This window comes from Duganella sp. GW822-FHT06D06, from assembly GCF_058799615.1.
In genome coordinates this window covers 124,177-138,957 of record NZ_JBXALQ010000003.1, presented here as the reverse complement: position 1 = coordinate 138,957, position 14,781 = coordinate 124,177, and the positions used below count along the sequence as shown (strand labels likewise).

The following is a 14,781-nucleotide window of genomic DNA, read 5'->3' as shown; positions in this document are numbered from 1 at the left end:
GTGCATTCCGTTGCATGAAAGGATAGTATTTACGGTTAGATGTCCGCGCGTAACTGATAGTCCATACGCCGATAGCACCTTGCAGTGTCATAGAGGAGTTCCATATGCCGTCGCGATGGAGTGCAGCCGTCAATGACTTTGAGGCACTGGCGGGCAGCCTGGCGCTAGCCCTGCTTCTGGCGCCCATGCCCGCGCACGCCGGACCAGCGGACGGCGACATGTTGCAACTGTCGTTCGCCGAACTGGCCGAGATACACGTCACTTCGGTCTCCAAAAAGCCCGAACGGCTGAGCGACGCCGCGGCGTCGGTATTTGTCATTACCGGCGAAGACATTCGGCGCAGCGGCGCCAGCAACGTGGCGGAAGCCTTGCGCCTCGCGCCCAATTTGCAGGTGGCCCAGGGCAGCGCCTACGGCTATGTGATTTCCTCGCGCGGCTTCAACAGCAACAGCGCCAACAAACTGCTGGTGCTGATTGATGGCCGCTCGGTCTACACGCCCTTGTTCTCAGGGGTATTCTGGGATGTGCAGGATGTGGTGCTGGAGGACGTCGACCGCATCGAAGTCATCAGCGGCCCCGGCGGTACCCTGTGGGGCACCAACGCCGTCAATGGCGTCATCAATATCATCACCCGCCAGGCCCAACATACCCAAGGCGGCCTGGCCAGCGGCAGCACCGGCGGCCGCCAGTCCGACGCAACGGCACGCTGGGGCGCCACGCTCGACAACGGGCTCGCTTACCGGGTGTATGCCAAGCATGCCAGGCGCAAGCACACGGAAACCGCCGCCGGCCTGGCGATCGCCGACGTGGCCTCGCTGTCGCAGGCCGGTTTCCGCGCCGACTGGAGCGGCACGGCCGGCCAGTTCATGGTGCAGGGGCGTGTCTACCGGGGCGCCGAAGACCAGCCGGCGCCGGGCGCCATCTCCATTTCGATCGCCAAATTCGCGCTGGGGAGGATTTCCTTGTCCGGCGGCGACCTGATGGCCCGCTGGGAACGTCCGCTCGACAGCGGCGCACGCGTCAGTTTGCAAGCCTATCTCGATACCAGCGAGCGCACGGTGGTGCCCACCTTCGCCGAGTCGCTGGCCATCGTCGATGTGCAATTGCAGTACACGCTGGCCCCGATCGGCGCGCACACGCTGGTCGCCGGCATGGACTACCGCCGTAGCCGGGACCGGCTGACCAATAGCGCGTTCATAGCCTTTCTTCCAGCCGATGTCAATCAGCAATGGTCAAGTTTGTTTATGCAGGACGAGGTGCGTCTGAGCGAACAGCTGCGCCTGACACTGGGGGCGCGTTTCGAGCGCAACGATTACACCGGCCGCGAAGTGCTGCCCAGCGTCCGGCTGGGATGGACCGTGGCGCCACGGCATACCTTGTGGAGCGCGGTCTCGCGCGCGGTCCGCGCGCCGTCCCGTCTGGATCGCGACCTGTATGCGCCGGGCGTTGCACCGTTCGTGCTCAACGGCGGTGCGCCGGTCCGCTCCGAACTGGCGACCGTGTATGAACTCGGTTATCGCGGCAGCGCCGGCAACGCCTTGAGCTATTCCGCCACGCTGTTCCATACGGTCTACGATTTTCTGCGCACCCAGGAGCATACGCCCGACGGCAAGTTGGTGTGGTTTTCCAGCATGATGCAGGGCAAGGTCAGCGGCGTGGAAATGTGGGGTACGTATCAGGCCAGGCGCGGCTGGCGGCTGCGCGCGGGCTGGAGCGCGCTGCACGAACACTTGTTCCTGAAGCCGGGCAGCGTCGATACCACCAGCGTGGCCGGGGCGCTCCGCGATCCGGCCCACATGTGGACGCTGCGGTCCTCCAGCGATCTCTCCGCGCGGACCCAGCTCGACCTTTCGCTGCGCCGGGTGGCTGCACTGTCGCGGCCGGCGGTGCCGGCCTACACCGCGCTCGACCTCCGGCTCGGTTGGCAGGCAGACGACCACTGGGAACTGTCCGTGGGCGGCAACAATCTGGCCGGTGGCGCGCATGGCGAGTTTTCCGCTGTGGCCACGCGCAGCGAACTGGGTCCCAGCTGGTACGCCAAGGCCATCTTGCGGTTCTGACTATCCTGCGCAGCACAGCGGAAGGAGCCGGTGTTCCCCATGCGATGCCCTCACCTCCTGCTACTGCTGGCGTTGTTGCATATGCCGGGTCCGGCCGCACTGGCCCAGTCCGGCGACCGTCGCGCTGCCGTCGGCGCCCAGGTCAGCGCCGCCTACCTGTACAAATTTTCCGCCTTCGTCGAGTGGCCGGCCGATGCGTTTGCCCAGCAGGACAGCCCGTTTGTCATCGGCATGGTCGGGGCCGATACGCTGGCGGACGAGATCGCCGGCAGCCTGAACGGGCGGATGTCGAACGGCCGCAAGCTGATGGTGCGCAAGCTCAGGGTGGGCGAGCCGTTCGCCGGCGTCCAGATGTTGTTCCTCGGCGATTTGGCCAGGCATGAATTGCTGGCGCTGTTCGCCAGGTTACGGGACAAGCCCATCCTGACGGTGACCGAGTCCGACGAGGCCTTCGCGCTGGGGGGCATGATCAATTTCGTGGTGCCCGACGAGCGCCTGCGGTTCGAGGTCGCGCTCAAGCCTGCGGCATCGAGCCGGCTCAAGTTCAGCGCCCTGATGCTGTCGGCGGCGTACCGGGTGCGAAAGGATGGTTCCTGATGCCGTTCCAGCACTCGATACGGAAAAAGATGCTCGCCAGCGTCATGTCGACCACGCTGGTGGCCCTGCTGTTGACCTTGATCGCCACGGTGAGCGTCGATATCTGGCGCTTTCATCACGAACTGGTGGCCGACATGCGCAGCAACGCCGACCTGATGGGACGGATGATGTCGGGTGCGCTGGCGTTCGAGGATGCCGGCCTGGCCACCGCCAATCTGAGCGCCTTCGCCAGCCGCCCCAGCGTGCTGGCGGCCGCCGTCTATACCGAACGCGGCGCGGTGTTCGCCAGCTACGCCAAGGCCGGCGAAGCGGCCCACTTCCCGCCGCGGCCGGAAGCCGACGGCGTGCAACTGAGCAGCACCCGCATGCAGGTGTTCCGCCGCGTCGAACGCAACGGCGTGCCGCTCGGCACGCTCTACCTGCGCGCCGAATATGACTGGGGCGGCGCCGTCGCGACCGATCTCGCCCTGGCCGCGATGGCCCTGGCCTGCGCCATGGCGATTGCTTATTTCATGACCCAGCGATTGGAGCGGCTGGTGACCCGGCCGATTACCGATATGGCGCGGACGGCGCGCGAGGTGGTGCGGCAGCGCGACTATTCGCGGCGCGTCAACAAGGTCGAGGACGACGAGGTGGGCGCGCTGGTCGATTCCTTCAATGCGATGCTGATCGAGGTCGAGCGCCGCACCGTCGAGCTGGAAGCGTCCAACCTGGCGATCTCGCGTGAAGTGGTAGAGCGCGAACGGGTGCAGGAGCAAATCATGCACTTGAACACCGACCTGGAGTCGCGCGTCCAGGTGCGCACGGCCGAGCTGGAAGTGGCGATGCGCTCGGCCGAGCATGCGAACCAGGCCAAGTCGGCCTTCCTGTCGAGCATGAGCCACGAGTTGCGCACCCCGCTCAACGCCATACTCGGCTTCACCCAGTTGCTGGCGTCCGACACGGTGGCGACCACCACCGCGCGGCGCAAGGAATTCACCGGCTTCATCATGAAGGCCGGCACCCATTTACTGGAACTGATCAACGAGGTGCTCGACCTGGCCAAGGTCGAATCGGGTGAATTGCGGCTGTCGCTGGAGCCGGTCAACCTGGACGAAGTATTGCGCGAATGCCGCATCATGCTCGAGCCGCTGGGCGCGCAGCGCGGGCTGCGCATGTTGTTCCCGGACGGGCCGGCGTGGTGCGTGCTGGCCGATCGCACCCGCTTGAAACAGATCCTGCTCAACCTGTTGTCGAACGCCATCAAGTACAACCGCGACGGCGGCACCGTCGAAGTCGAATGCACGCGCGAAGGGAGCCACGCGCGCATTGCCGTGCGCGACAGCGGACGCGGCCTGGACGCCGCCCAGCTGGAGGGATTGTTCCAACCCTTTAACCGCCTGGGGCAAGAGCTGGGCGTGGTCGAAGGCACCGGCATCGGACTGGTGGTGACCAAGCGGCTGGTCGGCCTGATGAATGGCAATATCGGCGTCAGCAGCACAGTGGGCGTGGGCAGCCGATTCTGGATCGAGCTGCGCGCGCTGGAGCAGGACACTGGCGCGCCCACGGTGGCGGCGGCCAAGCCGGCCGTGGCGCCGGCGCCGAGGGCGGCCATGTCGACCATCTTGTACATCGAGGACAACCCGGCCAACTTGCGGTTGGTGGAGGAGATCATCAAATCCATCCCGGACCTGCGCCTGTTGTCGGCGCCGGACGCGCATCTGGGCCTGCAACTGGCGCGGGGCCACATGCCGGACCTGATCCTGATGGACTTGCATTTGCCCGGTCTGAGCGGGCTGGAGGCGCTCCAGCAGTTGCGCGCGGAACCGGCGACGGCCGCCATTCCGGTCATTGCCGTCACCGCCAGCGCCATGCAGTGCGACGTCGCGGCGGGCATGGAAAGCGGCTTTCTGTGCTACGTTACCAAGCCGATCAATATTGAACAGCTGACCGAAGCCATCAACCTCGCGCTATCGAAGGAAAACCGATGATTACCCAAACCGCCATCCACAACGCCAGGATACTGCTGGTTGACGACCAGTTGGCCAATGTGCGGGTGCTGGAATACATGCTGGGCGATGCCGGCTATTGCTCGGTCAGTTCGACCATGGACTCGCGCACGGTGCTCGATCTGCATCGCAGCAACCACTACGACTTGATCGTGCTCGACCTGAACATGCCGTTTATGAGCGGCTTCGAGGTGCTGGAGGGCTTGAAGCTTATCGAGGCCGATGGCTATCTGCCGGCGCTGGTGGTGACGGCGGAGCCCGGGTACAAATTGCGCGCCCTGGAGGCCGGCGCGCGTGACTTTGTCAACAAGCCATTCGACCACATCGAGGTGCTGACCCGCATCCGCAATATGCTCGAGGTGCGCTTGCTGTACACGGAATCGCGCCAGCATGGCCTGCATCTGGCCCGGTATGACAGCCTGACCGGCTTGCCCAACCGTTTCCTGTTCCAACAACGGCTGTCCCAGGCGCTCGAAACGGCCGCCGCCGCCGGCGGCACGGTGGCGATGCTGTTGATCGACCTGGACGGCTTCAAGCATGTGAACGACACCATGGGCCATGTCGTCGGCGACGAGTTGTTGCGCCAGTTCGCGCAGCGCCTGGAACCGCTCAATCCCTTGCGCGGCAGGCTGGGTGGCGATGAATTCGGCTTGATCGTGGAGTACGCGGCCGAGGCCGAAGCGCCGGCCAGGGTGGCCGGCCTGCTCCGGCAGGCGCTGGACATTCCGTTTCGTCTGGGGGAGAAGGAAGTCAGCATGACCGCCAGCGTCGGCATCGCCGTGTATCCCGACGATGCAAGCGACGCCGATACCCTGATTCAGTATGCCGACACCGCCATGTACCAGGCCAAGCAAGGCGGACGGGACGCCTACCGCTACTTCACGGAGGAAATGAACCGCCAGGCCCAGAAACGGCTCTGGATGGGGGACGCCTTGCGCAAGGCGCTCGATCAGCGCGAATTCGTCCTGTACTACCAACCCAAGGTCCAGATCAGCACCGGGCGCGTGATCGGTGCCGAGGCGCTGATGCGCTGGAACCGTCCCGATCATGGCTTGGTGTCGCCGGCCGAGTTCATTCCCCTGCTTGAGGAAACCGGACTGATCGTGCGGGCCGGTGCCTGGGCGATCAATGAAGCGTGCCGGCAGATGGCGGCGTGGGGGCGGGCCGGCGAGGCCTTGCACATTGCGGTCAACGTGGCCAGCCGCCAGTTCACCAGTGGCGACCTGGCGGCCGTGGTGGCCGAGGCGCTGGCGGCCAACGGTGTCGCGGCGGAACTGCTGGAACTGGAAGTGACGGAAAGCGCGCTGATGGTCGATATGGAACGCACGGTCGCCACCTTGGTCTTGCTACAGACCATGGGGGTGCAGATCTCGATCGACGACTTCGGCACCGGTTATTCCAGTCTGGCCTACCTACGCCATTTTCCCATCGATACACTCAAGATCGATATCGCCTTCATTCGCAACGTCACCACCTGTCCGGAGGACGCGGCCATCGTCCGTTCCATCATCGGCATGGCGCACAGTCTGAAGATGGATGTCATCGCGGAAGGCGTGGAGACGGCGGAACAACTGGCCTATTTGCGGCGCTGCCGTTGCGACCAGATCCAGGGCTACTATTTCAGCCGTCCGCTGCCGGCGGCGGAATTCGAACAATTGCTGGCGTCTGGCAGCCGCTTGATCCAGCCCGAGGGCAGCGCCAGCACGCCACCGCGCACCTTGTTGCTGGTGGATGACGAGCCGCATATCCTGGCTTCGCTCAGTCGCTTGCTGCGCCAGGACGGCTACCATATCCTGACGGCCGGCAGCGCGGCGCAGGGCTTCGCTTTGCTGGCCTTGCACCAGGTGCATGTCATCGTGTGCGACCAGCGCATGCCCGACATGTGCGGCACGGAATTCCTGGGGCGGGTAAAGGACATGTACCCCGATACGCTGCGCATCATCTTGTCGGGCTACACCGATCTGGAGACGATACTGGAGGCGATCAATCGGGGCGCGCTATTCAGGTTTTTCACCAAACCCTGGGACAGCAAGGTGCTGCGTGAAAACCTGCGCGCCACCTTCCGGCACTACTGGCAATTGCACGGCCTGAATCCCGACGACGTGGAGGCAACGCTGGTCGATCGCATGGACGATAGCGACTTGGTCAATCCTGGCTAGCGGTCGCGCGGCGCCCCCCCGTTACAGCGCCTGGATCTCTTCTTCGCTGAAGCCCGCTTTCAGCCGGGCTTCGATGTTGAACGGGCCGCGCGGCGTCGGCGCCTTGTAGCGGATGGCCAGTTCGGCATAGGTGGCGCGCGGTTCCAGGCCGCGTTGCTGGCACAGGTAGTTGTACCAGCGGTTACCGATTTCCACGTGGCCGACCTCGTCGCGCAGGATGATATCCAGGATGGCTGCGGCGTCGCGGTCGCCGGCCTGGGCCAGCTTGGCGCGCAGCGGCGGGATCGCATCCAGCCCGCGCGCCTCGAGCGTGCGCGGCACCAGCGCCATGCGGGCCAGCACGTCCTCGGTGGTCTTGCCGACCATTTCCCACAGGCTGTCGTGGGCCGGGAAATCGCCGTATTGGTAGCCCAGCGTTTGCAAGTGGGCGGACAGCATCGCGAAGTGGGTCGCTTCCTCGGCGGACACGCGCAGCCAGTCGATGTAGTACTCCTGCGGCAGGTCCGGGAAGCGCCACAGCGCATCCAGCGCCAGGTTGACGGCGTTGAATTCGATGTGGGCCAGCGCGTGGATCAGCATGCCCCTGCCCTCCACTGTCACCATCGAGCGCCGTCCCACCGACAGCGGCGGCACCAGCGCCGGCTTGGCAGGCCGGCCCGGAATGGCGCCGGACGGCACGATGGCGACAGCCGGATCCAGCCCGCACCCGCCCGCGCGCGATGCCGCCGCCATCGCAGCGACTGCCGTCACTTTGGTTGCGGGATCGTTCTCCAGCAGGCAATGCAACGCGTAGGCGCGCAATTCAGTTGGGGTGGGCATGATGTTCCTTGAAGCTTGAAAAAGGACGCAGTGTAACAAATCCTGAGCTAAGATTTACTGGCTGCACTGGAAGCTGCGCCAGGATGTGCCTGGTCTTGCTGGGCCAGCGTCTCGAGCATGGCGGTCAGCGAGTTTTTCAGTGTGCGACTAGCCTGGTCAAAGGTAGGATGGAAATTGAAGACATCGATGGCATCGAACTGCTGTTTCAACTGTGCGCATCGTTCATCGAGCTGCTGAAATACTGCTGCTGCATGCCTGGTAATGAATTTACAGGCTGGCATTAACAGCTCGGGTTCGCGTTCGGCGACCAGGGCAAAGTCGAAGATGTCGCGCCCCGTAATCCGATCGCCCCGATGCCACATCTTTTTTGCGATGATTTCAACCGAGGTCTCCACTCTCACCTGGTGCCCGAGGATCGTCTCTATTTCGAACCCCGGCGCCGTTAGATTGGGGGCTGCCACGAAGTCGATTTCGCCTTCCGGAAGAAAAAGCTTAACGTAGCTGGCCCCTTCCGCGTAGTCACTTGTAATCGATTCAGCGACGTCGCTCAGGCGAGGTGTGACGAAACCCAGCGGTTGAGGGTCGGGCACAAAGATATCGATGTCCTTGCTGAAACGAAGGCCGTATCGAAGCATCAGCACGGTGCCTCCGCCCATGGTCCAGAATGGATCCATCCGTCCGTGTTTGGCGATCTCGCTGATGAGTGTTACCGCGTGCGAAAACAGCACTTCCCAAGTGTGAGGGATTCCAGGTGCATTGGCCATTACCAGACCGGTCGGCAAACTTTCCATTGATTCGCCCAGAGGTTGAGGTTTTTCATGATTTTTTTTGCAGGTACCTCGGGTGTGGCCGCCTCGGCGATTGCTTTCACTACGATCGATAAGGGCGTTTCATCAAGCAAAGCCATCAAGTGCGGATGAAATTGCTCCGGTGCCTCGCCGGAACGCAGCATCATTGATAGCATATCGGGCGTGATCACGTCTCGGTAGCTGGTACTGACACTGCGCGCGGCCACCGCAAGCGCACTTTTCGGTCCGGTGGGCTGTACGGTCGCCATGTCGAGGCCCAAAATATCCAGCACAGCCTTTAGCTTGGAGTAGCCGAGGTCCCTCAGCGTTCCGTTTTCCAGCCGATTGATGGTCACACGGGAAAGACCGGAAAATTTTGCCACATGTTCCTGCAGCAGGCCGGCCTGGATGCGTTTGCGGTGAATTTCGCCACCGATCTGGGTCAAGTTCATGCGCGCCACCATTTAATGTTAAGTATATTTAACATTATAGTGCCGATTCCGGTCATTTCAAATGGCGGACGACCTACGGTTTCTAGCTGACAGCCGGTTCCAGCAAGGTCAGGGTTTGCTGCTCGGTGTCCAGCCTGGCCCGCAGGCCGACGGGTAGCGTGAACTGGTGGCGGATGTGGCCGAAGGAATAGCCGGCCACGGCGGGCCGGGTCGGCGGCAGCAGGTGCTGGTCGACGGTATCTTCCAGTGACAGCGCGCTTTCGCCATCCACGCCTTCGCAGTTTTCGAAGATGCCCAGCACGACGGCGGCGGCGTGGCGGTAGCCCTGGCTGAGCTGGAGTTGCGTCATCATGCGGTCGACGCGGTAGGGTTCCTCGTTGACCTCTTCCAGGTACAGGATGGCGTCCTTGAAATCGGCCGCGTACGGCGTGCCGGCCAGCGCGGCGACCAGCGACAGGTTGCCGCCGATAAGCCGTCCAGTGGCCACGCCGCCGTGCACGGTGCGTGGCGGCGGATTGTCGGCAGACATGGCGATCGTGTAGCTGGCTTGCGGCGTCATCAGCACGTTGCGCAGTTGCTCCACCGAGTAGTCGGAAAAGGTGGACGTCGCCACCGGCCCGTGAAACGTCACCAGCCCTGCTTGCTTGAGCAAGGCCAGGTGCAGGCAGGTGATGTCGGAATAGCCGATCAGGATTTTGGGATGTGCGCGGATCAGGCGGTAGTCGATATGTTCCAGCAAGGAGATGCAGCCGGAACCGCCACGCACCGCCCACACTGCCTTGATCTCCGGATCGAGGAACATCGCGTGGAAATCCGCCAACCGTTGCTCGACCGTGCCGGCGTAATTGCCGTAGACGTAGTGGATGTTGTCGCCCAAGCGCACCCGCAATCCCAATGATTCGATATTGGCGACGGCCTGGGCCAGCGCCGCATCATTGGTGTGGCCGCCGGGAGCGATCAGGCCGACCAGATCGCCCGGTTGCAAGCGGCGCGGCTTAATCAGTCGCATGGTTTTCCTTCCGGCCGGCGCGGCGCTGGCGGTGGCCGTGGATGGCAAGGCGCCGCCCACCAGCGCGGCGGCGGCCAGCAGATGACCGAACCGCCGCCGCCCCCGGTCTGCGGACATTACAGGAACTTGTACTTGAGCAGCACGTTAAGCGCCCGTCCTCGCGGATCGGCCACCCGTGGATCCCAACCGGCGCCCACCACTTCATCCACATTGTGCGCGGTGAACGGCGGATCGGTATCGAGCAGGTTCTGGATGCCGAGCGTGATCGTCACGTTCTTGAAGCCGGTGTAGGTCGCCGACAAATCATACTTGGTGTACGCCTTCACGTTGGAATTGAAGCCCGGTGGCGGCGCCGTTTTGCCGCCATTCGGCAACTGGTCCTTGTAGCCGGAGCTGTAGCTCTGGATCAGCATGCCGCTCCAGTCGCCGCGCGACAGGTTCAGGCTGGCGTTGTGCTTCCAGCGCAGGTACAGGTCGCGGGTGTAGAAGTTACCGACGTATTCCTTGTACGGCTGGCCTTCGATCTCGGCGAACTTGAAGCTCTGAGTGTAAGTGCCGTCCAGGTTGACGGCCCACTTGTAGGTGTCGAGCTTGCCCTCGCCGCGCAGGCTCACGTCGGCCCCGCGCGTCTTGGTGCCGGCCGCGTTGATCCAGCCGGCGTTGACGTAGGCGATGGTGTTGTCCGGGTTGCGGATGATGTTCTGGGACAGCAGCGCCGCGTTGGCCAGCACGATTTGCGGCGTGCGGTTCAGGATGCGGTTCTGCGAGTTGATCGCCCAGTAGTCGACCGACGCCGAATAGCCGCGCACCGGCTCGATCACCAGGCCCAGGCTGCCCTGCTTCGAGGTTTCCGGTTTCAGGCTCGGGTTGCCGCCGCTGAAGTAAGGCAGGCGCGCGATGGCGCAAAAGGCCGGGTCGCCGGGGTGGGTCGGGCAATACACAGGATCGATGATCCCGTTCGGCAGTTCCTGCGACAGCCGGCCGGAATACAGCTGCGTGAAGCTCGGCGCCAGGAAGCCCTTGTTGGCCGAGCCGCGGAACACCAGCATGCCGTTCGGCTGGTAGCGGAACGAGATCTTCGGATTGGTGGTCGCGCCGAACACGCTGTAGTGGTCGCGGCGCAAGGCCAGCTGGGTTTCCAGTTCCTTGGTGATCGGGATGATCAGCTCGGTGTAGACCGCCTTGATGTTGCGGCTGGCCTTGTTCAGCGCGGCGTTCCCCGGCGACAGCAGGATCTGCGTGGCGTCGACATCCTGGGCGAAGTTGTAGCCTTCGCGGCGCAGGTCGAAGCCCACCGCCATCGACAGCGGTCCGGACGGCAGCTGCCAGACTTCGCCGGACAGATTGCCGTCGAGCTGGGTCAAGGTGGTTTTGCCGTGCTGGAAAGCGCCACGGAATTTGGACGATTCAACCAGCTGCATCGCTTCCGGCGTCTGGGTCTGGCCGGCGGTCAGCCACGGGTTGATGATGCCGCTGCCCAGCGCCGAGTAGATCTTGCTGGTGTAGCCGTAGCCGTCGATCAGCGCGGTCTTGGTGGTGCTCTCGCCGTGCGACAGGCCGGCGCGGTAGTCCCACTTGCCGAGCAATACGCCTTCCGCGCCGATCAGCAAGCGGGCGTTGTCGGTGATGGTCTCCTGCACGCGGTTGCCCCACGGGTTGGCGCGCCATTTGTATATGATGGGCTTGGTCTTGTCGAAGGTCGGAATGATGGCCGACAAGTCCTGGTAGTAGGCGCCGCCGACCGGATAGGCATTACCGTTGGCCAGCGAGGTCGAGATCTGTACCGGGGTAAGCTCAGCCGTGGCCTTGTTGTGGCCGTACAGCGCTTCGGCAAACAGCTTGTGCTCGGGACTGATTTGCAGCGTGCCGCGCGAAACCGCGTTCAGGCGTTCGACCGGGAAGCTGATGATGTAGTCGGCGCCGTAATCGTAGGCGCACGAATAGGTGCTGCGGGTCGCCGCCGTGACATCCTTCCACAGCGCGGTCTGGTACTGCGACATGCCGGGAATGGAATCGCACTTGCCCTGGAAGCTCAAGGGATTCGCTTGCAGATAGGTGGTGGGATCGCCCGGCCGCTTGAAGCCGGTGCCTAGCGCGGTGCCGGCGCCGGTCAGCTGGTTGGCGAACGGCGTGCCGGTGGTGTCCGGCGACAGGCCGCGTTCAGGCTGGAAGCCGTTGGCGAAGGCGCGGTCGCGCGAGCTCAGCTTTTCGTTGTTGTCATAGGTAACGCTGCCCATGACGTTGAAGCCCTCCTTCTGCAGCGAACCGATGCCGCCCAACAGCGACAGCCGGCGGTTGGCGCCGCCGCCATGCTGGGTGAAGTTGTCGTTGAGCGAGGCCTCAAGACCGTGGTAGTCGGTGCGCAGGATGAAGTTGATGACGCCGCCGATGGCGTCGGTGCCGTAGATAGCCGAGGCGCCGTCCTTCAAAATCTCCACGCGCTGGATCGCGCCCAGCGGAATCGCGTTCAGGTCGACCGACTTGGCGCTGGCGCCGAAGGTGGCGATGCGGCGGCCATTCAACAATACCAGCGTGCTGTTGGGACCGAGCCCGCGCAGCGAAGCGTACGAAGCGCCGCCGCTGACACGGTCGGCATCGGCGCCGAAGACGTTGTTCCCGGAAGTCATGTTGTCGGCGCCGGTACCGTTGGCGGACAGGCTGCGGATCAGCTGCTCGGTGCTGGTGATGCCGGACTTTTCGATGGTGTCGTAGTTGATCACCTGGACCGGCAACGCGCCCTCCTTCGCCAGCCGCTTGATGCTACTGCCGGTAATTTCCACGCGCTGCATGACGGTGGCGCCATCCTGTGCGAACACCGGACCCGCTGCCGGGGCGAACACGCCCATCAGCGCAATCATATGCGCCAGTTTTTTAACCTTCACGGTCTCTCCCTGTGGTGAATCTGATGTCTTATTTTTCCAGATTAGCGCCTTGCTTCATTGACCAGCCAATGAAATTAGCTTTTGTCGCTATAACTTTTAGTCATGAAGTCGCGTTCTCCCCAGCAGCATGACAGCGGAGGGAACTTTCAGGAAAGATATTTGTATCTTTTAAGCCACATTTGCTAGGAATAAAGACTAGGCCAGCAAAGCGCGGGCGGCCTCGGCGATGCTGGCGGCCAGCTGGCTGGCGCCGTGGGACAGCGGCGCATGGGCCGGCGTCAGCAGATACAGCTGGATCGGGATCTCCGGCGCCCACGGCCGGCTTTGCAGGCGCCCGCGTCCGGATGCGGCGGTGAAGGGGTCGACCACCGCCATGCCGCCGCCGGCTTCCACCAGCGAGCGGGCGATCTGGTAAGTCTGCACGACGGTATGGAAATGCGGCGTGATGCCTTGCGCCTCGCAGGCCGCCAGCACCTGGTCGCCGAGCGGATCGTTGTCGGCATAACCGATCAGCTCGCCTTCCAGCGCCGGCGCCGCGAACGGCTGCGCGGCTTGCGCGGCGGACCAGCGGCCGAGCGGCGCGATCACCGTCATCACGCCCTGCGCGATCGGCTCGGCGACGATGCCCGGATGACGCGGGTCTTGCAGGGACAGTCCGAGGTCGGCCTCGCCCAGGCGCAGGGTGTTGACGATCTCGCTGGTGTGGTGGGTCGCCAGTTCGCAGCGGGTCTCGGCGAAGGCGCGGCGCCAGTGGCTCATCGCCTGCGGCAGCACGCTGGCGGCCACGGTCGGCGTCGACACCAGGCGGATGGTTTCCACCGCGCGGCCCTTGAGGCTGGCCGCCAGGCGGCGTATGCCTTGCAGATCGCGGTTCAGCTTTTCGGTTTCGGCGAACAGGCGGTGGGCTTCCGGCTTGGGATACAGCTTGCCGCGCACGCGCTCGAACAGCGGCATGCCGAGTTGCAGTTCGCAGTGCTGGAGAACCTTGGTGACGGCCGGCTGCGAGATGTGCAGCACCTGGGCCGCGCCGCTGATGGTGCCGACTTGCATGATCGCGTGAAAAACTTCTATGTGACGCAGCCGCATCTTCCTCTTTCGCTATGACGATGCGCTACTGTAGCAGGAGTGCCGCCCGGACGCTGCCATCGCTTAGCTCGAGCAGCGCGCGCGCCCGCGCCACCGGAACCTGGCGCAGCAGCACCACGATCGCCGCCTTGACATGGTAGTCACACTGCTCCAGCGCGAAATGCGCGCTGTCCTGGTCGGCGCCGGTGGCGTGCATGGTCAGCGCCACGGCGCGGCGCAGCAGCTTGGCGTTGCTGGCCCTCATGTCGACCATCAGGTTGCCGTGGACCTTGTGCAGCCGCACCATGATGGCGCTGGAGATGGTGTTGAGGACGATTTTCTGCGAGGTGCCGGCCTTCAGGCGCGTGCTGCCGGAGATGACTTCCGGTCCGGTATCGAGGGTGATGCCGAACTCGGCCCGCGCGGCGACCGGCGCATCGATGTTGTTGGCGATGCCGATGGTGAGCGCGCCGGCGGTGCGGGCGGCGTCCAGCGCGCCCAGCACGTAGGGGGTGCTGCCCGAGGCGGCCAGCAGGATCACTACATCGTTCGATTGCGGCAGCAAGGCCGCCAGGTCGAGGAAGCCTTGCTCGCCGTCGTCCTCGGCGCCCTCCACCGCCTTGAACATGGCGCCCTTGCCGCCGGCCAGCAACGACAATGCGCGTTCATGCGGCCATGAAAAGGTCGGATGCAATTCCACCCCATCGAGCACGCCGAGCCGGCCCGACGTGCCGGCGCCGACGTAAATCAGCCGTCCGCCGGCGGCGATGCGCGGCACCGCGGCCTGGACCGCAGAGGCAATCACGTCGGCCGCGGCGCGCACCGCGGCGACGGCGTTGAGCTGGTCGGCGATCAGCGTATCGACCAGCTCGACTACCGGATACTGGTCCAGGCCGGCATGTTCCTGACTGGGGGTTTCGGTTTTTAGCATGTTGAAAGTGTAAGCTCGAAGCGCGCCACGC

11 protein-coding genes are annotated in these 14,781 nt (G+C 64.0%); 4 read left to right on the top strand and 7 right to left on the bottom strand.

What is annotated here, in order from left to right:
* The first annotated feature begins 185 nt into the window (after nt 1-185).
* The 4 genes from AC1RMD_RS06845 to AC1RMD_RS06830 are packed head-to-tail and all read left to right on the top strand — an operon-like array spanning nt 186 to nt 6,804.
* Nucleotides 186-2,060: a TOL_0244 family TonB-dependent receptor gene (locus AC1RMD_RS06845; protein WP_492924942.1), complete on the top strand. Its 1,875-nt coding sequence runs from the start codon at nt 186-188 to the stop codon at nt 2,058-2,060.
* Nucleotides 2,061-2,099: 39 nt separating this feature from the next.
* Nucleotides 2,100-2,657, top strand: a complete 558-nt coding sequence (locus AC1RMD_RS06840) for a TOL_0243 family YfiR-like periplasmic protein (RefSeq protein WP_492924940.1) — start codon at nt 2,100-2,102, stop codon at nt 2,655-2,657.
* Nucleotides 2,657-4,627 carry a sensor histidine kinase, YfiR-like protein-associated gene (locus AC1RMD_RS06835; RefSeq protein WP_492924938.1) on the top strand — a complete coding sequence of 657 codons (1,971 nt, stop codon included), beginning with the start codon at nt 2,657-2,659 and terminating at the stop codon, nt 4,625-4,627. The genes AC1RMD_RS06840 and AC1RMD_RS06835 overlap by 1 nt, the downstream gene beginning before the upstream one ends.
* Nucleotides 4,624-6,804 carry an EAL domain-containing protein gene (locus AC1RMD_RS06830; RefSeq protein WP_492924936.1) on the top strand — a complete coding sequence of 727 codons (2,181 nt, stop codon included), beginning with the start codon at nt 4,624-4,626 and terminating at the stop codon, nt 6,802-6,804. Before AC1RMD_RS06835 ends, AC1RMD_RS06830 begins: the two co-directional genes overlap by 4 nt.
* A gap of 21 nt (nt 6,805-6,825) precedes the next feature.
* Here AC1RMD_RS06830 and AC1RMD_RS06825 read toward each other — a convergent pair whose 3' ends face one another.
* The 7 genes from AC1RMD_RS06825 to AC1RMD_RS06795 all read right to left on the bottom strand — a co-directional run bounded on the left by AC1RMD_RS06825 (nt 6,826) and on the right by AC1RMD_RS06795 (nt 14,750).
* Nucleotides 6,826-7,623, bottom strand: a complete 798-nt coding sequence (locus AC1RMD_RS06825) for a ferritin-like domain-containing protein (protein ID WP_492924934.1) — start codon at nt 7,621-7,623, stop codon at nt 6,826-6,828.
* A 47-nt stretch (nt 7,624-7,670) separates the two neighbouring features.
* Nucleotides 7,671-8,414 (bottom strand): nucleotidyl transferase AbiEii/AbiGii toxin family protein, encoded by a 744-nt coding sequence (locus AC1RMD_RS06820; protein WP_492924932.1) that lies wholly within the window; start codon nt 8,412-8,414, stop codon nt 7,671-7,673.
* Nucleotides 8,387-8,863: a helix-turn-helix domain-containing protein gene (locus AC1RMD_RS06815; protein ID WP_492924930.1), complete on the bottom strand. Its 477-nt coding sequence runs from the start codon at nt 8,861-8,863 to the stop codon at nt 8,387-8,389. Before AC1RMD_RS06815 ends, AC1RMD_RS06820 begins: the two co-directional genes overlap by 28 nt.
* An 82-nt stretch (nt 8,864-8,945) precedes the next feature.
* Entirely contained in the window at nt 8,946-9,989 is a 1,044-nt protein-coding gene (locus tag AC1RMD_RS06810; protein ID WP_492924928.1) for a S66 peptidase family protein, read from the bottom strand.
* Complete coding sequence (locus AC1RMD_RS06805) at nt 9,989-12,754, bottom strand: TonB-dependent receptor (RefSeq protein WP_492924926.1); 2,766 nt, start codon at nt 12,752-12,754, stop codon at nt 9,989-9,991. Before AC1RMD_RS06805 ends, AC1RMD_RS06810 begins: the two co-directional genes overlap by 1 nt.
* Nucleotides 12,755-12,949: 195 nt before the next feature.
* A complete protein-coding gene (locus tag AC1RMD_RS06800) occupies nt 12,950-13,840 on the bottom strand; it encodes a LysR family transcriptional regulator (protein WP_492924923.1) in 891 nt (296 codons plus the stop codon).
* A 25-nt stretch (nt 13,841-13,865) separates the two neighbouring features.
* Nucleotides 13,866-14,750, bottom strand: coding sequence for an N-acetylmuramic acid 6-phosphate etherase (locus AC1RMD_RS06795; protein WP_492924921.1), 885 nt, complete (start codon nt 14,748-14,750; stop codon nt 13,866-13,868).
* Between the last annotated feature and the right edge of the window lie 31 nt (nt 14,751-14,781).